Below are 19,752 nucleotides of genomic sequence, written 5' to 3' on the forward strand. Positions count from 1 at the left end.
CATGGCAAAAAAGATCAATGTACTGCTGGTGGATGACTCTGCCGTGGTTCGCCAGGTGTTATTGGCGATTCTCAGCGAGACACCGGACATCCACGTCATGGGCGCGGCATCCGACCCGATTTTCGCCATGGATAAACTGGCCAAGGAATGGCCCGACGTGATCGTGCTGGACGTGGAAATGCCGCGCATGGACGGCATCACCTTCCTGAAGAAAATCATGAGCGAACGCCCCACCCCGGTGGTGATCTGTTCGTCCCTGACGCCCCGGGGCGCGGAAACGACGTTGCAGGCGATGGCCGCCGGCGCGGTGGAAATCATCACCAAGCCCACCACCGGGCTGAAGAACTTTCTGTTGGAGTCGGCGCCCGAATTGGTCTCGGCGATCCGTGCCGCCGCCCAGGTCAACGTGCGCAACCTCGGCAAGCGACCCGCCCCGGCGGCGCTGGCGCCGGCGATCAAACTCACCGCCGACGCCATGCTGCCCGCCGCCGGCCATGCCATGGCGCAGACCACCGAACGCATCGTCGCCCTGGGCACCTCCACCGGTGGCACCCAGGCCCTGGAAGCGGTGCTCACCGCCCTGCCACGGGTGTGCCCGGGCATCGTCATCGTCCAGCACATGCCGGAAAAATTCACCGCCTCGTTCGCCGCCCGGCTCAACAGCCTGTGCCAGATCGAAGTGCGCGAAGCCCGTAACAACGACCGCATCCACCCGGGCCTGGCGCTCATCGCCCCGGGCGGCAAACACATGATGGTGACCCGCAGCGGCGCGTTCTATCACGTGCAAGTGGTGGACGGCCCGTTGGTCAACCGTCACCGCCCCTCGGTGGACGTATTGTTTCGCTCAGTCGCCAAATTCGCCGGCCGCAACGCCACCGGCATCATCATGACAGGCATGGGCGACGACGGCGCCCGCGGCCTGAAGGAAATGCTCGACGCCGGCGCCAGCACCGTGGCCCAGGACGAAGCCAGCTGCGTGGTCTTCGGCATGCCCAAGGAAGCGATCAAACTCAATGCTGCGCAACGGGTGATGGGGTTGCAGGACATTGCGCAGGTGATCTTGCATCGGTAACCGATTAAAAAGGCAATCAAAACCTGTGGGAGCGAGCTTGCTCGCGATGGCGACGGCCCATTCAACATGGATGCAAGCTGAACCACCGCTATCGCGAGCAAGCTCGCTCCCACAGTGGAGTTGTGGCGAGATGCAATCCTTCGCCACAGATGCTTCATCCGCTTGTGCCTATACGGGCGAAATCGTCGCCAGCACGCCGATCAAAAGAGTCAGTGCCAAAAACCCGCCTAGAAAAATCGCCATCTTCGCCATGAGCACTCCTGGACCAAAAAGTTGCAGCACACGGGCAGCTCGATAGGCTGGCCGCGTGGCTATTCTGGGGCCGGGCCCGGGTGCATTACAGAGGCACCTGGCGCAGGAAAATACGGATCAGACGAACGCCCTTCCACCCTCCTCGCGCAACGTCAGTGAGCCACAAAAGATAAAGCCCTACCCCATGGTTCTCTCACCGAAGGGAACGGATATACCAACGTATATTTTCCTGTCCCAAGTCAGCGTGGTCACCGCCCCGGGCAACACTTAATCTTGCCGGGCCTTTAACGCCCCCGTTCAAGTGCGCTTCAACTTCCAATGATCGCCAGTGTGGTCGCAGCCCTGATTTTCAAAGCGTAATAGAGGTGAGCCATGCGCCCTTCATTCCTTGCCCCCGCATTGACGCCCTTCAAAAACAGAGGACAACTCCCCGCCCACTCCTGGCGCGCCGACATGGTGCTATTGGGCCTCCTGGTGCTCTTGGCTGCCTTTGTATTCCATGGCCTGGATCAGATGAACCAGCCCCTCGGCGTGCTGGACGCTTCGCCACTGTCCCTGGACCTGGTGCACCTGCCGGAGTATGCCTTGCGCACCACTTTGCGCATGTTCATCGCCTTGTTTGTTTCATTGGTTTTTTCCCTGGTCATTGCCACCTTGGCAGCCAAAAGCCGCAAGGCGGCCATGGTTATCCTGCCGGCGTTGGATATTCTCCAATCGGTGCCTGTCCTGGGCTTTCTCACTTTTACCGTTGTGTTCTTCATGGGACTGTTCCCGGGCAAGGAGACCGGCGTGGAGTGCGCGGCCATCTTCGCCATCTTCACCAGCCAAGTCTGGAACATGACCTTCAGTTTCTATCAATCCCTGAGAACCGTGCCCAACGATCTCTACGACGTCAGCCGACAGTTCTCGTTTTCGCCATGGCAACGTTTCGTCAGGTTGGAGCTACCGTTTGCCACGCCGGGCCTGGTGTGGAACATGATGATGTCGATGTCCGGCGGCTGGTTTTTCGTCGTCGCGTCCGAAGCGATTACCGTCGGCGACACCACCGTCAGCCTGCCGGGCATCGGTTCATGGCTGGCACTGGCGATCGAGCAGCAAAACATCGCCGCGATCGCCTGGGCGGTGCTGGCCATGGTTGGGGTGATCATTGCCTATGACCTGCTGTTTTTCCGGCCGATTGTCGCCTGGGCGGACAAATTCCGCTTTGAACAGACCGCCTCCCAGAAACGCCCACGGTCCAGGGGCTATGACCTGCTGCGCTCGACTCGCCTGGTGCCCTGGGTGCTGCTGGCGCTGGGTAGCATCAAGGCGTCGTTGTTTCTGGAAAAGATTCCTCGGCTGCCGTCCATCCGCTTCAAGACCAGCGCCCGCGTCAGCCGCGCCGCCGACCTGGCTTGGCTCACCCTGGTCGCCGCGGCCTGCATCGCCGGCATCCTGCACCTGTCGCGTTTCATTGGCAGCACGTTGGGCTGGGACGACGTCGCCAGTACCTTCGGTCTGGGCCTGGCCACCCTGTTGCGAGTCAGCGTGCTCATCGTGCTGGCCAGCGTAGTGTGGGTGCCCATCGGCGTCTGGATCGGCTTGAACCCGCGCTGGTCCGAGCGTCTGCAACCCGTCGCGCAATTGCTGGCGGCCTTCCCCGCCAACGTGCTGTTTCCGTTTGCGGTGATCGCCATCGTCGCCCTGAAACTCAACCCCGATGTCTGGCTCTCGCCGCTGATGATCCTGGGCACCCAGTGGTACATCCTGTTCAACGTGATTGCCGGTGCCAGCGCCCTGCCGACGGATTTGCGCGAGGCGGCGCGCAGCTTCCACGTGCGCGGTTGGCAGTGGTGGCGCCAGGTCGCGCTGCCGGGCGTCTTCCCTTATTACATCACCGGCGCCCTCACGGCAGCGGGTGGTTCATGGAACGCCAGCATCGTCGCCGAGGCGGTGTCCTGGGGCGATCAGCATCTGTATGCGTCCGGCTTGGGTGCCTTTATCGCCCAGGCCACCACGGCCGGGGATCTGCATCGGGTGGCGCTGGGTGTCGTGGTCATGTCGATTTTCGTGGTGGGTTTCAACCGGTTGCTGTGGCGCCCGCTGTACGGTTTCGCCGAACGTCGGCTTCGAATTGATTGAGGGCAATCCCATGCAAGTGATAGACAAACGCTGCCTGGTGGATGTGCAGCAAGTCGGCCATGTCTACGGCACGGCGGGCGGTGCCGAGCGCCGGGTCCTGGACAATGTCTGCATGCGCCTGGACGAGGGCGAAATCGTCGGTCTGCTGGGGCGCTCAGGTTCCGGCAAATCGACCTTGCTGCGCTCCATCGCGGGCCTGATTTCTCCCTCCACGGGGGTGGTGGATTTTCCGCCCAATGCCCAAGGGCTGGCGAGTTCGGTGCGCATGGTGTTCCAGAGTTTCGCCCTGTTCCCCTGGCTGACGGTGCTGCAAAACGTCGAGATCGGCCTCGAAGCCTTGGGCGTGGCGGCGCCTGAGCGACGTCGGCGGGCGCTGGCCGCCATCGATATGATCGGCCTCGACGGCTTCGAAAGCGCCTTCCCCAAGGAACTGTCGGGCGGCATGCGCCAGCGCGTCGGCCTGGCCCGCGCACTGGTGGTCAATCCGGATGTGTTGTTGATGGACGAGCCGTTTTCCGCCCTGGACGTATTGACCGCCGAAACGCTGCGCACCGATCTGCTGGAGTTGTGGCGTGAGGGGCGCATGCCGATCAGGTCGATCCTGATGGTCACCCATAACATCGAAGAAGCCGTGCTGATGTGTGACCGGATACTGATTTTTTCCTCCAACCCGGGGCGGGTCATGAGTGAGATCGCCGTGGACCTCAGCCAGCCGCGCAATCGCGCCGACCCGGCGTTCCAAGCCTTGGTCGAACACATTTACGTGCAGATGGCCGGCGGCGCGAATGTCGGCTCCGCACGCCAGGAGAGCTTTGCAGGCAGTGGCGTGGACATGGTCCTGCCGTCGATTTCCAGCAATGCCCTGGCCGGGCTGATCGAAGCGGTGCAGGATCAGCCGTTTGCCGGCCAAGCGGATTTGCGCGAGCTCGCCGACGCATTGCGCTACACCGCCAGTGATCTTTTGCCGGTCGCCGAGGTGTTGCAGCTCCTGCGCCTGGCCGACCTGCAGGACGGCCACATCACCCTCCTGCCGGCCGGGCAGCGCTACGCCGAGTCAGCGGTGGATGAGCGCAAGCACCTGTTTGCCCGCCACCTGCTTAAATATGTGCCGTTGGTGGGGCATGTGCGCCGGGTGCTGGACGACCGCCCCACCCGCACCGCACCGGCCAGGCGTTTCCGTGACCAACTGGAAGATTTCATGTCCGAGCACGATGCCGCTATTACGCTGGACTGTGTCACGCAATGGGGGCGCTACGCCGAGTTGTTCGCCTATGACGAAGTGGCCGATCAGTTCAGCCTGGACAATCCATCCTGAGGTGCTGCGGTATAAACTGCGTGGATCGGTCGTTGGAGCAATGCGCGATGGACACTCGATGAGAAGAACCCAGTTGACCCTGCGCCTGCTGCTCCTGCTGGGGTTGGCCCTCGGCATCGCGGCGATCGATACGGTCACCGATCTGGAAATCGCCGTCGGGGTCTTCCAGATCGTGGTGGTGCTGATCGCGGTGAGAATCCTGCCGGCACGCGCCGTGGCCGGGGTCGCGCTGCTCTGCATGGTCCTGACGATCCTGAGCTATCGGCTGACGCGTTTTGGCGACACGGAGGCCGGGCTGATCAACGTGCTGATCAGCCTCGCGGCCATCGCCGGCACGACATACCTGGCCCTGCGGCTTTCGGCCGCCGTGCGCACGGTGCACCAGACCCGTGCCCACCTGGCGCACATCGCCCGCATCAATATGCTCGGCGAACTCGCCGCCTCGATTGCCCACGAAGTCAACCAGCCCCTGGCTGCCGTGGCCGCCAGCGGCGGTGCCTGCCTGCGCTGGATGGCGACTGAGCCGCCCAACCTGCCCAAGGCCCGGCAGGCGGTGGAGCGGATCATCGCCGACACCCACCGGGCCAGTGACATCATCGCTCGGTTGCGCGGCATGGCCCGGCATCAAGCACCAACGAAGCAGTGGCTGAACGTGGCCGACACGGTCCATGCCGCGTTGCGCCTGATGACGGGCGAGCTGAACGAGCAGAACATCACTGTGCAGGTGCAGGTCCAGGACGGACTGCCGCCGATGCTGGCGGACGAAGTGCAGATCCAGCAAGTGATCCTGAACCTGGCGATGAACGCGCTCGACGCCATGCGTCAGGTTGCCGTCGACCAGCGGATTCTGCAGTTTCAGGTGACGCTCGAATCGCCTGGGCAACTGCTCTTTTCGGTATCCGACCAAGGCAATGGCTTGCCGGCCAGCGACCGCGAACGGGTGTTCGACGCCTTCTACAGCACCAAGCAGGACGGCATGGGGATGGGCTTGGCCATCAGCCGCTCGATCATCGAGGCCCATGACGGACGGCTCTGGGCCACCAGCCATTCGCCCTCAGGTTCGACCTTTCACTTCACCCTGCCCGCCGTCACAAGGGAATCCGATGAGCCAAACTGACATGCAAGACCAGGCCGACTCGAGGGTCTTCATCGTCGACGACGACCCTTCGGTGCGGGCTTCACTGCAAGACCTGCTGGCCTCCGTGGGCCTGGCGAGCACGGCCTTCGGCTCGGCCCGTGAATTCATGGACGCCGAACGACCGGACGTCCCGGCGTGCCTGATCCTCGACGTGCGCATGCCGGGCCTGAGTGGGCTGGATTTCCAGCAGGAAATGGCGCGTTTGAATATCCAGGTCCCGGTGGTGTTCATCACCGCCCATGGCGACATTCCCATGTCCGTCAAAGCCATGAAGGCCGGGGCGCTGGAGTTCCTGACCAAGCCGTTCCGCGAACAGGACCTGCTCGATGCAATCACCCTGGGCCTGAACCGCGACCAGGAACGGCGCAAGGCCGCGGCGAGTGTCGACGCGTTGAAACGTCGGCATGGCGCGTTGACTGACGGCGAACGCGAGGTGATGGACCTGGTCGTGTCCGGGCTGTTGAACAAGCAGGTGGCCGCCCGACTGGGCTTGAGCGAGGTGACCGTGAAAGTGCGCCGCGGGTCGTTGATGCGCAAGATGAATGCGGACTCGTTGGCAACGCTGGTGAAGATGTCGGAAAAACTCAAGGAAGCAGATCGCTAGCGGCCCATGATCACGGCTATCATTGCCGTTCGCCCTGTTGCCGGGCGATGTCGCTGCCCCCCTCAAGGACTCAGGTATGAACCTTCTGCCGTCACGCTCCACCCTCTTCGTCTCCAGCCTTTTGCTCAGCTCGCTGTGCTTCGCCGAAGGCGAGCCAACCGACGGCAGCCTTATCAAGGACTCGACCAAGGCAGCCGTTTCAAGCTTCATTACCGCCGGCAAGAACCTGTTGGGCGGCGTCAGCGAAGGCGTGCTCGATGGCCGCGAATCGGTGCAGGGCGCCGATGGTGCCGCGATCATTTCTTCCAATGAGCAACTGAAAGACCGCGTCACCATCGAAGTCCTGAAGCTGGAGCCCGTTGACGACACCTTCAGCATCACCCTCGGCTTCAAGAACAGCACCGACACGCAACTGCGCCTGATCAACCTCGGCCAGACGGGCGCCCTGCTCGCCATCGACCAGGCCGGTTACGCCAACAAGCTCGCAGGGTTTGAAAACCCGGATGAAGTCACCATTCCGCCGAAGACGGCCGTGCGGCAGAAGTTTGTGTTTGAAGGGTTGAACGAGAAAATCAACACCGTGCGCGTGTGGGGCCAGGATTATCAGGTTAAAAAATAAGGTGGCGGTACGTTGATTGTCCCAAGTGGCATTCCCACGCACGGGAGCGATCGAAAGTTGTTAGCTCGAAACACAACCGTGGCGTGGGAGCTTGCTCCCGCTGGCCTGCGCAGCAGCCCTAAACAGGACAGCATCGAACATCATTGCCCACATCCGCTACAGAATCAGCCGGCTTTTGCCACACTCGCCGGTTCGACATTCAACGCAAGCACACTCGCCAACACGATAACCGCCCCAACAATCACCATCGCCGCTGGACGTTCGGCCAGGACTAGACAAGCCATCAACATCGCCGTGGGCGGTATCAAGTAAAGCGCCATGGAGGCTCGGCTCACGTTGCTGTGGGCCAGCACGTAAGCCCAAGCAAGGTACGCCAGCGCGCTGGGAAAAATACCCAGAACCAACACCGCCAGGTTCACCGAAACCGAAGCCTGTCGCGCCGCGCTCAACATGCCAGGCGCGAAAATGAACAACAGGAGTGTGCCCGACCAGACGGTGTAGCAAACCAGGGTCAAGCCGTCGTAGCGGTGGGTATGGTGCTTCTGCAAAGCGAAATACACACTCCAGGACAGCGCCGCCAGCAGGATCAATAGCCCACGGGCGTCCATGTCACCCCAGCCTCGATCCCCCGTAACGACCACGGCAGCGCCAAGCAAGCCGCACAGGACACAGCCCCATTGCCAAGCGCCGACTCTGTCCTTGAAGACAAAGTGCGCCAGCAACGTGCTGAACAAAGGCGTGGACTGGGCCAGGACACTGGCCGCCCCGGCACTGACGCCCCGTTGGCCGTAATTGAGGGCGATGTGGTGCAGACTCACGGCAAAGAAACCCAACACCGCCAGCAACGGCAAATCCCCAAGACGCGGCCAGGAAATACCCTTCGCCACAGCGACAACGGCCATGAACACCGAAGCGATGAGAAACCGCACCAACGCCAGCTGACCCGGTTCGTAGGCCTGCAAGCCGATGCGAATACCAATCGGCGAATAGGCCCAGCAAAGAATCACGAACGTCGTCGCCAGAATCACTTTTACGCGGGGTCTGCTGGGGTTCTTCAAGCCTTCCAACGGCATACATTGGGTTTCCATTCAGAGTTCCTGCGCACTGAGCGTCTGGTCTATTTACCCCGCAGTATCAAAACCACCCACCTTCAATACAAGTGACTTAAACTCAGACAATCATTCACTTTGGGTGAGCTATGGAACTGTCCCAACTGCGCATGCTCAAGACCGTCTGCGCCACCGGCAGCATCGCCCGTGCCGCCGAAGTGCTGCACTGCGTGCCGTCCAACATCACGGCGCGGCTCAAATCCCTGGAGCGGGAGTTGGGTACGCCGTTGTTTTTTCGTGAAGGTCGCGGCTTGCGGGTCAGCCCGGCGGGCGAGGTGTTCCTGGGATACGCGACAAAAATCCTCGCCCTGACGGAAGAAGCCCGCCGCGCGGTAAACCCCAGCCACACGCCAAGCGGGCCGTTGCGCATAGGCGCCATCGAATCCAGCGCCACGGGGCGCCTGCCGCAGTTGTTGGCCAAATACCACGCGCAGTATCCTCAAGTGTCGCTGGAGCTGAGCACGGGGACTTGGGCACAGTTGCTGGACGATACCCAGCACCACCGGCTCGACGGTGTGATCGTAGCGGTCGATGTGGAACGGCCGGGGCTCAAGCGCGCGGTGATGTACCGCGAAGACCTGATGCTCATCGCCTCCGAATCCCACGGCCCTTTGCGCCACGTCGCAGACCTGCAAGGCAAGGCCATTTTCATGTGGCCCCCGGGCTGTCCGTACCGCCTTGCCCTGGAGCAGTGGTTGCTGCGCCATGACCAAGTGCAACCGATCATCAGCATCGCCAGCTATGGCGCCATCGTCGGCTGCGTCAGTGCCGGTGCCGGCGTCTCGCTGGTGCCTCGTGGGATCTATGAGCAATACCGCCAGGGGGCTGGCTGGATAGGGTATGAGTTCCCTGAGCTGACGGGCATCGACAACCTGTTCTACTGGCATGAAAACGCTGGCCGGCATCCTGCCAGACAGGCGTTTTTGACGATGTTGAAGACGGAGTTCGAAGGGTACTTGCAACCTCGCCACAAACACCATTGAACTGCGCTGAGCGACATCCCGCCGACCCTTCTTGTGGCGAGGGGATTTATCCCCGCTGGGGCGCGAAGCGGCCCTAAAGCTGACAACTCGGTCCACCGCCCAACACAAAACCCCGTGGCGAGGGAGCTTGCTCCCGCTGGACTGCGAAGCAGTCCTGAAACCTGCCAACACGGTGTAGCCAGTCAACTCCCAGGGCTGGTTCGAAGGCTGCTTCGCGGCCAGCGGGAGCAAGCTCCCTCGCCACAGGTCCTCATTAACCTTCCCTGTCAGCGCACAAACTGAAAAATGTTACACCGCTAAAGAAGGGTCCTAACCGCACTACGAGATCTGCTGAAACCGGCGTGATCCGACTGTTCCTACAGAACCTGAGCTCGTCGGTTCGTTTCCACATGGAAGTCTCACAATTCCTACGAAGCTCTCGGAATCCCTCACCTTGTCCGCCTTGGTTGCTCAAATCTAAAGTCATTCCCGTCGCCCCCAAAAGCGACCGGGTTTGGCGACCTTCGTATCGGATCAGCCCCTAAACCAATTGGAGCAATCCCATGCAGAGATACCTCCCCATCACCGGCATCGACTCCCCCCGCTTCCCTGCACCTACTGCCAGCCGGAGCGACACCATCGGCTCCATGTTCGATGAAAAGAACCATGATCTGCAGTCAATCTCCCATCCATCAGGAGTAGCCATATGGCTACAAGTGAGGCTATGATCGATAAGAAAATGTACGAGATCCACCAGACGCCCGATTTTGAGGATTGGCTTGACAGTGTGAAGGATACCCAAGGAAAAGCGGCTATCTTGGCCCGCCTGGATCGCGCCCGAAATGGCAATTTTGGTGATTGCGAACCGATTGGCGATGGGGTGAGCGAAATGCGTGTTTTTATCGGGCCGGGGTACAGAATCTACTTTGTACGCTCGGGAATCGCAGAGTACTTGATGCTCAGCGGAAGCGATAAAACAGATCAAAGACGAGGCATTAAGAGAGCCAAAGTGATTCTTGATGCCCTGAGAGGTAAATGACATGAGCGACAAATTCAACCCTGAGGATATGCCGGTCCTTAGCCTCAGCACTGCCGGTACGACTCGTTACGAGGCTTCGCGCTTTCTCGATACCCCAGAAGCTATAGCGGCTTATTTGGCTGAAAGTATGAAAGCCGATAATACGGAAAGCCTTATTCATGCTTTGGCCGAGGTCGCAAAAGCCAAAGGTGTCAATAAAGTCGCCAAAGATGCCGGAGTTAACCGTGAAAGCCTTTATAAGGTGCTGAAATCTGGAGCAAAAACGCGGTTTGAAACTATCAGGAAATTGATGACCGCGCTGGGTGTGGAACTCACGGTACAACCGATTGCAACATTAGCGGTGGCTTCCAAAGCTGCGACTTCAAAAGTTGGAAAACCACCGGTCGCTGCATCAAAACCTACAGCAAAATCCGCCACGAAAAAACCAGCCGTACCGGCGGCTAAACCAGACGCAAAACCTGCTGCGAGAAAATCAGCTGCGGTCAAGCCTGCCGCATCGTAAAGACCTCCAAGCCTGCCCAGTGCTGCCAGTACAAATAACAAAAGAAGGATCGATCAGGGAGCGGAACTACTATCAAGCAAATAAATCAGCCCTCCTTTTATCCAGGTGGCGAGGGGATTTATCCCCGTTGGGGCGCGAAGCTGCCCTAAAGCTAACAACTCGGTCCACCGCCCACCTCCCTCGCCACAAGTTCTCATCAACCTTGCCTGTCGGCGCACGGCTGAAAAATGTTACATAGTTGAAGGATCGGTCCTAACCGCACTACGACAGGGAGTCAGCTTTGGAACCAACACCACCGTTTATCCTCCATGAAACCAGCCATTGGACAGTCAACCATCACTTGGCGTCCGCCCTGCCCGGCTACCTCATGCTCGGCGCCAAGACTCACGTGAACTCATTGGTCCAATTGCCCGCGTCGGCGTTAGCGGAGCTGGGTGGCCTGATGGCACACATCCAGAGCGTCCTTGAAACACAGCTCAACCCCAAATGGCTTTACATCAGCCGATTCGGCCACGATCCCCGTTACCCCATCCACTTCCATTTCATTCCGGTGTACGACTGGGTCGAGGCGTTGTTTTGGAAAGATACGCGGTACAGGCTGCTGGAAACTTTTGGGAGTCAAGGGAATGCCCAGACATTGACCGACGGCGCGGAGCTGACGTTGTTCATCTGGCGGGAATTTGGGGAAAGCCCGACGCCGCCAACCATTCAGGGGCCGTCAATTGAGCAAGTGATAGACAGGTTGCGTCAGTCATTCAAATCAGTTGTACCGGTCACATGAACATCAAAACATCATCCATCGCTCTACTCGGCATCTTGTCATTCATGCAAGCGTCAGCGTCCTTCGCGGACAACGCCAATGGGAAAACGCTCTATCTTCAGCGATGCGCCGTGTGCCATGGCGCGGACATCAAGGGAACAGGGCCGTTGGCCAAGAAAAGCAACCCGCCAACCCCTGACCTTACGACACCAGCCTTCAAGAAACGACTGACCGATTACCCGGGTGTGATTGTCTCTTCGATCATACTTCGCCCAAATGGAGACCTGATTCCAAAGACCTTGAAAGAGAATGGCGTGAAGATCCCGTCGCACCCTTGGAGCGTCAAGGACCTGCGCGATCTCCATCAATACATGAGTGGCGTCATTTCAAATAAATGATCTTACGGGGAACTGCACCTCGGCTTATCGACAACAACTGCAATACCCAGGGCTTCTCGGGCCTGGGTATTGAAGTGCTTTAAAAAACCGTCAGTAAAGCGTATTGGCAACACGCTCCGGCAGTGCCTTGTCATAAGCGTCGCCATCGACCTGCGATGGGCAGATGCGTTTGAACACCTCCCCTGCCGTGGGCAGTGCGCGGCGTTCGATCTGCCGCTTCACATCCCATAGCCCCGCCCTGACCACTGCCCTGCTGCACTGGAAATAAACACTGGTTACGGTGACTTCCAGAACGGTTCGAGGGAGTTGCCCTTTCACTGCGAAGCGGGACAACAGGTCTGGCTCGATGGATATCCTGGCCGTGCCATTCACGCGCAAGGTTTCCCCAACGCCCGGCACGAGGAAAAGTAGCGCGACCCGGGGATCCTCAACGATGTTTCGCAGCGAATCGATACGGTTGTTACCGCGGCGGTCGGGCAGATACAGCGTCTTGCTGTCGTGGACATGAACGAACCCCGGCGCGTCGCCCCTCGGAGACGCATCCAGCCCTCCGGGGCCTGAGGAAGCGAGGATCACAAAGGATGCCGCCTCGATGAAGGGCTGGTAAACCGGATGGATATGGTCGACTTCCTTGAGGATCGAGGGTGCCGCGACGGGGCCATAGAGGCTTTCCAGCGCTTGCGTCGTGGTGATGTAGGCGCTGTTCCGTTCCATGCTTGTCTCCGTTGCAGATGTTAAAAAAATCGTATTCAAGTGACTGACCAGACCATTGCACAGCGGCTGCCCGGAGCATATCCACGTTGGTATTCGGCATTCAATATGGCCGCCAGTCGCGGTTCCAGGTCTTGGGTGGCTTTAGCCTGGAAACCCATGCGGGCATAAAACGGGGCGTTCCAGGGCACGTCGATGAATGTCGTGAGGGTGATCAAACGCAGTCCGTTGGAGCGGGCATAGTCCTGCGCGACCTCGATCAGCTGCCGCCCCAAGCCCTGGCCCTGCCAGGACAGTGCGACAGACACCTCATGGATATGAAGAGCCTCACCGTAGCGCTCGGCACTGAGAAATCCTTGTGGCCTGCTTTCGTCATCGAGGGCAACCCAGCACGTCGATAGCGCAATGAGCTGGCGATGTCGATCGACGGACATCGGCGGCGACTGCGCCACCCAGCTCAGCTCATCAATGCTGCGGAACGCCAGGACGGCGGACGCCTCGATGGCGGACAGGTGTTGTGCGTCGTCCGCCATTGCAACCCGAACAGTCACAGGCATGGATACCCCCTCGGTTGTGTGAATCGACTGACCCGATCAAGAACCTGGCAGGCCACGCCCATTCGATGGCGCCGCCTGCGCAAGCATCAGCGCAATACCCCCTATGCTCAAGCTCGGCCGCCGCTTTCTCCAAAAAACCCAGACAGCGTTCATCCAACCAAGTGCCCTCGGCGAGGCTGGGTTCTTCCAATTCGCCCACTCGAAGCAACATCGTTCCCAACGCCTGTTTCCTTAGACGCTGCCCTTAAGGCTTGGCATTCATGCGCCCCTGGATCGCCACGTGTAGGCAACCCCAGGCAATAAAGCCGACGATCACACCCTCGGCGACACCCACCAGCAAGTTGAAGGAAAAGCTCAGCGGCTGCTCGGCCCAGTAGAACGTCGTCGAACCCGTTCGAAAGCCACTGACGCGCAACCGTCCAGTAAAAACGGCCGGCACCAAGGTCATGACGTTAGTCAGTTCCAGCACCGCAAAGAAGGCGCCCAATAGTGTGAGCAAGGCACGCGCAGGAACGCCCAGTTTCTCGGTCGGCGCAGGCGCAGGTGCGTCACCCTGTTCCCGGCGCTGGCGGGCTGCCCTTACCACCTTGCCGCTGGTAGGGGCCGGAGTTGGCCTATAGGGCACCTTCACAACTGGCGCCGCCCCCTCGACGACCTCGGTGGGCAGCGCCACGCCCAGGTAGTCGGCCAGCTCCCGCAGCCACAGGTCCGTGCGCTGACTGCCCGGCACCACCGGAACGTTGTCGGTCGTCAGGCGCTGCGCAGTGCCATCGCGCTGTATCAGCCACAGCTGGGTGCGAGCTCGCCCAGCCTGCGGGAGGCGGCGCAGTTCGAGGGATTTGGCAGCATCGATACTGAAGGCCGATCGCACACGCTCGCGGCGCCCGAAAAAGTTACGGGTCAGGCGCTTGCCTTCGCCGTCGACCCGCGACAACACCAACGTCTCGTGGACGCCGGTGTACAGCACCAGCAGCAGGCCAAGGGCAGGAATCAGCAGCCACAGCAGCACCATCAATAGAGCGGACAGTGGATCCACCTCTGTCATCAACGAGGCCCCATCAACCATCACGAACACGGCGAACGCCATTGGCAAGAGAAAGGCCAACGCCCCTATCACCAACACGACCAAGCTCTGCACCACGTTGCGCGAATGGATGTGCAGGTCACCCTGCGCGGTGCGCTCGAACCGATGTCCTATCAACATGCATGACTCCTGTTGCGTTGCTTTGCAGACTGTTCGAGAGGCCGGGATGACGATTGGAACGCCTCGGGCCGGGATGGTGTTCCAGAGGCGCAGGATACCGGATGTCGCGGCCTCAGGGTTGGGGTGGGGTTTTCTCCGGTGTGAGTAATTGCTCCTACAGAAGTGGATAAAGTCGGTTCGTTTCCACGGAGAATTCTCATGATTCCTACGAAGGCCTCGGAATCTCTCACCTTGTTCGTCTTGGGAGCCCAAATCTATAGTTCTTTCCGTCGCCAACCATGGTGATCAGGTTTGGCGACCTGCGGATCGGATAAGCCCTCTAACCAAATGGAGCAATCCCATGCAGAGATACATCCCCATCACCGGCATCGACTGCACCCCTGCCGCCATGCTCATCGATACCCAGGCGCCGCTTGACGTACTGCACGCAACTGCCGATTACCGTATTCGTACCGTGACCCAGGTATTGGAAAACATCGCGTTTCGCTCCGAGATTGCCAGCGATACGGTGGTGCTTTCGGATTTCGCGCAGCTTTTGGTGATTCCATTGCGGGATGGGTGTGATTTGCTGGAGGTGATTGGGCGGCGGCTTCAGGCGCAGGTTGAACGTTAAGGGATTACGGGCGCTTAAGGCGCCCATTTTGATGTTTGCCATTTATAGGTTGTGGCTGGTGGATAGCAATTATTCAGGCATTCGGCAAAGGCTGCTTTCGGCGACTTGCAGACAGTGGACACAGCCTGCTACCGGGGAGTCCCCATCAAATGGTTGCACGCACGGCTTTTTGGGTATTCGCTCTGAAGCCTAGCGAGCCCCATTATCGGCATCAACGAAAAAGAGAGGGTTACTCCGCAGGAGCGAAATCCATGAATGATTTGCACAGCTGAATCACTTCACCGATGGTGAAGCCCTAACAGGCACTGGTGGTACTGTAACGCCCAAGTACTTCGCAATTCGCGCTGTGTCTTCTCGGCACCCATGAGCGAAAGCCAATCTTAAGAATCCGGCCTTGGATGCTTTCGTTTCCTCATCTGCTCCCGACATAGCCAGCGTGTAATAACCCTCTGCGCGAAAATCCTCAGCGCTCAATGCTTGGGGACGCGCGTTGTCCACAACCCATTGGACAGCGTCTTCGCCCGGCTGCAACGCTGGTTTGTGCTTGGGAAAGCAGTATGGAAATGAGGTCATCAATGGGTACTCCGACAAATAGGGATCCTGACCTTCAACCGTCGCCCGAAGTATTTCCAGCCGCCTGGTGTACTCTTCGCTGGGCGGGTAAAAGTTAACGCATTTGGCATATTCCAAAGCACCCGCCATCAGTCCACGCTCCGCTGCACGACCATACAGTTCACACATATCCTTATTGTCCTTAAATGGCTTTTTTGCAAACAGCAACTTAGCCTTTTGGTACATCGCAACGGCGTGCCCGGCGGCGATGGCGTTATCCAGGTGCGTGTACATGCGCTTGCTGATGTTGATTAACTCCTCAGTGAACGCCCTTCCTTTCGCTGGGTCAGTGTCAGCCCGCGCCGCCAGGATCTGAAGTTGCGTATAGCCGTTTTGTAAATCATCCATGTCCTTCTGTGCTGCGAGAAACTCGGCAACAGCTTCAGGCCGCGGAGCTTCAGCGAATGACATCGAAGAGAAGAGGCAAAGCCACAGAATTGAAAGGCAACGGTGGTACATGCAAAATACCCTATGAGTAAGTGAGAATTTTTGGTAGCCGTGTCTTGTGACTCACTACTTAGGAAGCGGTAACTGACCTGTTGTTATCGACTTGAACTGAGAAATCTGGATCTACTCGCTGTCTCATTTTGCAAGGAAAGACCGCAATCGGCCAGAAGCGACCACTCGCCGAAAGAAGGGGACACCCATCTAAGATCTGCATATTCAGGTGCCTATCAGAAAATTATCGCTCTACGGCGACGCATTTGATCTCCACGAGAAGGCCGGGGCGAGCCAGTTCACTGACACCTATGCATGTCCATGCACATGTGCTCCTAGGAAAGACTTCATCCTTCACGCGTCTGAAAATTGGCATGTGGCGGTGTATATCGACGTGATAAGTTGTCATTTCGACGACATCTTCAAATTCGCAGCCACCGGCGTCCAAGACAAGCCGGAGATTTTCCCATGCTGCCAAAAACTGCTGCTCGGGGTCTTCGATAACTGATAATTCCGGCGTCCGGCCTACCTGACCAGCGCAGTAAAGAGTTTTCCCTACCTTTACAGCTGGTGCATATCCAGCATGCTCGGAGAGCAATCTCATGCCATCTGGAACAATGATCTGACGATCAGTCATGGTTGTGGAGCCCAAAATATAAACAGATACGGAAGCTAACCCAGGTGCCAGAGCGGCGTCCACTCGGGTCATTCCGCATTAATCAATCAAATCCGGCAGGTGCGAAATAGGGGGCAGATTTACTATCAGAAAAATATATTTCCCCCTTTTTCCATACAAGCAGTGCATATCGAACCAATTGACCAGCACATTTCAACCAAACGAAGCTGAGCAACAGGTGAACCGCTCGCACGCGCTTATCTAGCTGCGACTAATATCAGCGCTGCTTCGACACCACCCTCTAGTATCTCTTCAGCGAGCTGTGGGTCAGCTACCGCCCTGGCGATTTGAAGAGTACCGGCCATAAGGCTGAAAAGCGCTGTCGCCCGTTGCAGATTGTGCTCAGACTTCGGATTCGGAAATAGCGTCGCGAGGATCCGAACATACGCGAGCAATCCTTCCTCATAGGCTTCCTTCGTCAGGTCTGGTTGCCGACCTACTTCAGGCAGTAAAGCCGCAGAAGGACAACCGTCCTCATATCCATTCAGGTGTGATGCGCTCAGATACCCACGAATGGCATCTTCAATACCAATCGCGCCGGCAGCGGCGTCAATCAAATTTTCGAGCTGCGTGGACAGTGCATTAGAGAGTGCTTCCCGGACCAAGGCATCCTTAGAATCAAAATGTGGATAAAAGGCACCTTTCGTCAACCCCGACTCAGCCATGATGCCGGCCAAACCGGATGCAGAAATCCCATCCTTTCGAAAGCGTCTGGACGCAATGTCAATGATGCGTTTTCGCGTGTTTTCTTTATGGCCTTTATCAAAGCGCATTTTAATTTACCTATCATCGGAGACCTGGAGCCGGGCAGCACACCCATGTCCGCGTTCCTTCTGTTTACGATACTGCGGCTACCAGTGCCGCTTGCAAGTCCTCATCAAGTTTACGCGCAACCGCGTCGATCTGGTTATTGCCGAATTGGCCAAAAACGGAGAGCGGACGGTCGTACTCGAAGGCGGCCACTCCATTAGCGTCTTCCCTTAAAAGCACGCGGATGGGGGCATACAAAGACGCAGAGAGATGATGCCGAGACATTTTGGATGCTGTGAGCGGGTTTCCAATGTCATATTGAATCGCGTGACGCTGGAGCCCGGCGATTCCCAGCAACGCGCCGTGATCTCTAAATCCAAAGATGGACAACGCTGGTAGCGCTTCAAGCTCTTTCAAAGCGCGGACGGTCTCTCCATACCGTAGTAGCGTGAAAATACCGTCGTCGATCCGAGGGATTAACCGTTCAAGCTTGGCTTTGACGACCGCGAATGAGTTGCTCGATTGAATCGTGACGTGCTCGACAGCTATCGTTTTCGTGAAGGAAGTTTGGTTTTCCATTTTTACTGATCCTATAGAGTGATACAGCGACAAAGGCCCGTTACGCCTGATCGTTGGAATGCGATCGCTCGAAAGTCAGACTGGTGAGGTCAGCACGCCAACGGCCGCTTCGACTCGACGTGCAACATGGAGCAGGGATCGATCTCGACCAAATGGGCCATCGATTTCAAGGCCAATAGGCAGGCCGTCTTGGGACACGCCGATTGGAATGCTGATGCCTGGGATACCTGCAGCGCTCGCGGGAATGGTGTGATTAGCCAGCACTAAATAACTGACTTCCTGACCAGAGATGAAGAACTGTTCTTGATGATCGATCAATGGTGCTGTGCACGGCGTTGTTGGAAAGATCAGGCCCTCAGCCCCGCTGCTCAGAAATGCTTGGTCGAAACGGCGCTTGATTTCTAAGCGCTCAACCAAGGCTGCGTCATAAGTCTCCGCCGGTAGAAAACCTGGTCCATTTTTAAGAACAAGTTGCCCCCATACTTCTTTCAGACCAGGTTTCAGTCCCGAGTAAATTTCCTCGAAGGTGGCCGGGATGTTGTTGTGACGCAGGAATTCTGTGACCGCCTTTTGGGTCTCGCGGAAGAAAATATTCCAGGTCGTTGTCAACGCAAGTGAGGAAAAGTCATTCCCTAGATTGACTTCAATAACTTCAGCGCCGGCATCGCGCAGCCGCCGAACAGTTTCTTTGAATTGAACCTCGACGTCCGGGGCTATAAGCTCAGAATACTGTCGAGGCGCAAACGCAAATTTCACCCCTACCAAATTAGGCTGGTCAAACTGACCCGGCGCCTCGCCTTTGACGATAACCTCGTCGATTAGAATGCAGTCCTCTACGTTACGGGCAAACACACCTGTAGTGTCGAGGGTATGGGAGATAGGCGCGACACCTTCGCGAGGCCAGCGTCCCGTAGTCGGTTTGAATCCAACTACACCGCAAAGAGATGCCGGTACTCGGATTGAACCAATCGTATCGCCGCCAAGTGCCGCAGGCACTAGCCGCGCAGCTACTGATGCGCCAGCTCCGCTGGAGGAGCCACCTGAGACATGGTCAAGACCATGTGGGTTCTTAACTTGGCCGTAAGGGCCGTTATTTCCAGTCAAACCGAAAGACATTTCGACGAGGTTGTTCTTGCCAAAAACAATACCGCCAGCGTCTTTCATTGTTCTGAGAATGTCAGCGTCCTGATCCGGCACAAACTTTTCGAGGGTAGATACACCTAGCGTCGTTCGCAGGCCTTGGGTGAGATAGCTGTCTTTGATCGCAATTGGAACGCCGAGCAGAGGCGCTATCGCCCCCCGTGCACGCGCAGTATCTGCGGCCCTTGCAGATTCCAGGACAGCCGCCTCATCTATCGTAATAAATGAGTTTAAGTGGGTATGGTCATGAGCTCTCTGCAGTAGAGCGCTCGCGTACTTTTCAGATGAGATTTCACCCTTGCGAATGGCCTGAGCTACGGCTGCGACGCCAAGTGCAGCAAAGCCGTCAGCATCATCACTGTTCCGAATTTTAGATATTCCCTGCATGACGAACCCTCACGTAACTGAATGAACCAAACCGTCGGAGCCTTTTCGAGCAACAGAAACGGCCATTTGAATTACATGTGTAATTCTACATTACGATCGTAATTCAATGGAATATGCCTGACAAGCTGGAATTGCGATGCTGCCTGGGGTTTCTGTTCACCACGAGACGGCGACGTAGCCTAGAGTCCATGAGA

General features: G+C 58.0%; 21 protein-coding genes. 12 read left to right on the forward strand and 9 right to left on the reverse strand.

All coding sequences use genetic code 11. From position 1 onward, the window contains the following. The first annotated feature begins 1 nt into the window (after position 1). The 6 genes from AB7M32_RS22140 to AB7M32_RS22165 all read left to right on the forward strand — a co-directional run bounded on the left by AB7M32_RS22140 (position 2) and on the right by AB7M32_RS22165 (position 7,121). Positions 2 to 1,072 (forward strand): protein-glutamate methylesterase/protein-glutamine glutaminase, encoded by a 1,071-nt coding sequence (locus tag AB7M32_RS22140; protein ID WP_454251365.1) that lies wholly within the window; start codon positions 2 to 4, stop codon positions 1,070 to 1,072. A gap of 624 nt (positions 1,073 to 1,696) precedes the next feature. Continuing rightward, positions 1,697 to 3,445 carry an ABC transporter permease gene (locus AB7M32_RS22145; RefSeq protein WP_454251366.1) on the forward strand — a complete coding sequence of 583 codons (1,749 nt, stop codon included), beginning with the start codon at positions 1,697 to 1,699 and terminating at the stop codon, positions 3,443 to 3,445. Between the two features lie 10 nt (positions 3,446 to 3,455). Next, entirely contained in the window at positions 3,456 to 4,760 is a 1,305-nt protein-coding gene (locus AB7M32_RS22150; RefSeq protein ID WP_454251367.1) for an ABC transporter ATP-binding protein, read from the forward strand. Between the two features lie 40 nt (positions 4,761 to 4,800). Continuing rightward, on the forward strand, positions 4,801 to 5,877 hold the full coding sequence (locus AB7M32_RS22155; protein WP_454251368.1) for a sensor histidine kinase: 1,077 nt from the start codon (positions 4,801 to 4,803) through the stop codon (positions 5,875 to 5,877). After that, on the forward strand, positions 5,864 to 6,502 hold the full coding sequence (locus AB7M32_RS22160) for a response regulator transcription factor (RefSeq protein ID WP_454251369.1): 639 nt from the start codon (positions 5,864 to 5,866) through the stop codon (positions 6,500 to 6,502). The genes AB7M32_RS22155 and AB7M32_RS22160 overlap by 14 nt, the downstream gene beginning before the upstream one ends. Positions 6,503 to 6,578: 76 nt before the next feature. After that, positions 6,579 to 7,121 (forward strand): hypothetical protein, encoded by a 543-nt coding sequence (locus AB7M32_RS22165; protein ID WP_454251370.1) that lies wholly within the window; start codon positions 6,579 to 6,581, stop codon positions 7,119 to 7,121. A gap of 164 nt (positions 7,122 to 7,285) precedes the next feature. Here the strand turns inward: AB7M32_RS22165 and AB7M32_RS22170 are convergent, their stop codons facing one another. Continuing rightward, entirely contained in the window at positions 7,286 to 8,209 is a 924-nt protein-coding gene (locus tag AB7M32_RS22170; RefSeq protein ID WP_454251371.1) for a DMT family transporter, read from the reverse strand. A 110-nt stretch (positions 8,210 to 8,319) separates the two neighbouring features. Between AB7M32_RS22170 and AB7M32_RS22175 the strand changes: the two genes are divergently transcribed. The 5 genes from AB7M32_RS22175 to AB7M32_RS22195 all read left to right on the forward strand — a co-directional run bounded on the left by AB7M32_RS22175 (position 8,320) and on the right by AB7M32_RS22195 (position 11,891). Continuing rightward, positions 8,320 to 9,213 (forward strand): LysR family transcriptional regulator, encoded by an 894-nt coding sequence (locus AB7M32_RS22175; protein ID WP_454251372.1) that lies wholly within the window; start codon positions 8,320 to 8,322, stop codon positions 9,211 to 9,213. 703 nt (positions 9,214 to 9,916) lie between these two features. Next, entirely contained in the window at positions 9,917 to 10,231 is a 315-nt protein-coding gene (locus AB7M32_RS22180; protein WP_072407064.1) for a type II toxin-antitoxin system RelE/ParE family toxin, read from the forward strand. Position 10,232: 1 nt separating this feature from the next. Further along, on the forward strand, positions 10,233 to 10,733 hold the full coding sequence (locus AB7M32_RS22185; RefSeq protein WP_072406662.1) for an addiction module antidote protein: 501 nt from the start codon (positions 10,233 to 10,235) through the stop codon (positions 10,731 to 10,733). A 280-nt stretch (positions 10,734 to 11,013) separates the two neighbouring features. After that, positions 11,014 to 11,514, forward strand: a complete 501-nt coding sequence (locus AB7M32_RS22190) for an HIT family protein (protein ID WP_072406665.1) — start codon at positions 11,014 to 11,016, stop codon at positions 11,512 to 11,514. After that, a complete protein-coding gene (locus AB7M32_RS22195; RefSeq protein ID WP_454251373.1) occupies positions 11,511 to 11,891 on the forward strand; it encodes a c-type cytochrome in 381 nt (126 codons plus the stop codon). The genes AB7M32_RS22190 and AB7M32_RS22195 overlap by 4 nt, the downstream gene beginning before the upstream one ends. 90 nt (positions 11,892 to 11,981) lie before the next feature. Here AB7M32_RS22195 and AB7M32_RS22200 read toward each other — a convergent pair whose 3' ends face one another. From AB7M32_RS22200 to AB7M32_RS22210, 3 genes are all read right to left on the reverse strand, one after another. Continuing rightward, positions 11,982 to 12,605: a pyridoxamine 5'-phosphate oxidase family protein gene (locus AB7M32_RS22200; RefSeq protein WP_454251374.1), complete on the reverse strand. Its 624-nt coding sequence runs from the start codon at positions 12,603 to 12,605 to the stop codon at positions 11,982 to 11,984. 35 nt (positions 12,606 to 12,640) lie between these two features. Beyond that, positions 12,641 to 13,159 carry a GNAT family N-acetyltransferase gene (locus AB7M32_RS22205; RefSeq protein ID WP_454251375.1) on the reverse strand — a complete coding sequence of 173 codons (519 nt, stop codon included), beginning with the start codon at positions 13,157 to 13,159 and terminating at the stop codon, positions 12,641 to 12,643. A gap of 244 nt (positions 13,160 to 13,403) precedes the next feature. Further along, on the reverse strand, positions 13,404 to 14,363 hold the full coding sequence (locus AB7M32_RS22210; protein WP_454251376.1) for a hypothetical protein: 960 nt from the start codon (positions 14,361 to 14,363) through the stop codon (positions 13,404 to 13,406). Positions 14,364 to 14,703: 340 nt separating this feature from the next. Here AB7M32_RS22210 and AB7M32_RS22215 point away from each other — a divergent pair, with 340 nt between their 5' ends. Continuing rightward, the gene (locus AB7M32_RS22215; protein WP_454251377.1) at positions 14,704 to 14,976 is read left to right on the forward strand and encodes a hypothetical protein; all 273 of its coding nucleotides are present in this window, start codon (positions 14,704 to 14,706) and stop codon (positions 14,974 to 14,976) included. Positions 14,977 to 15,249: 273 nt separating this feature from the next. Here the strand turns inward: AB7M32_RS22215 and AB7M32_RS22220 are convergent, their stop codons facing one another. The 5 genes from AB7M32_RS22220 to AB7M32_RS22240 all read right to left on the reverse strand — a co-directional run bounded on the left by AB7M32_RS22220 (position 15,250) and on the right by AB7M32_RS22240 (position 19,558). Next, positions 15,250 to 16,047: a hypothetical protein gene (locus tag AB7M32_RS22220; protein WP_454251378.1), complete on the reverse strand. Its 798-nt coding sequence runs from the start codon at positions 16,045 to 16,047 to the stop codon at positions 15,250 to 15,252. A 223-nt stretch (positions 16,048 to 16,270) separates the two neighbouring features. Further along, positions 16,271 to 16,663, reverse strand: a complete 393-nt coding sequence (locus AB7M32_RS22225; protein WP_454251379.1) for a RidA family protein — start codon at positions 16,661 to 16,663, stop codon at positions 16,271 to 16,273. Between the two features lie 236 nt (positions 16,664 to 16,899). Beyond that, positions 16,900 to 17,475 (reverse strand): TetR/AcrR family transcriptional regulator, encoded by a 576-nt coding sequence (locus AB7M32_RS22230; RefSeq protein ID WP_454251380.1) that lies wholly within the window; start codon positions 17,473 to 17,475, stop codon positions 16,900 to 16,902. 64 nt (positions 17,476 to 17,539) lie between these two features. Beyond that, on the reverse strand, positions 17,540 to 18,031 hold the full coding sequence (locus AB7M32_RS22235; RefSeq protein WP_454251381.1) for a DUF302 domain-containing protein: 492 nt from the start codon (positions 18,029 to 18,031) through the stop codon (positions 17,540 to 17,542). A 75-nt stretch (positions 18,032 to 18,106) separates the two neighbouring features. Beyond that, complete coding sequence (locus AB7M32_RS22240; protein WP_454251382.1) at positions 18,107 to 19,558, reverse strand: amidase family protein; 1,452 nt, start codon at positions 19,556 to 19,558, stop codon at positions 18,107 to 18,109. Positions 19,559 to 19,752: the final 194 nt, after the last annotated feature.

The organism is Pseudomonas sp. R151218B TE3479 (assembly GCF_053629195.1).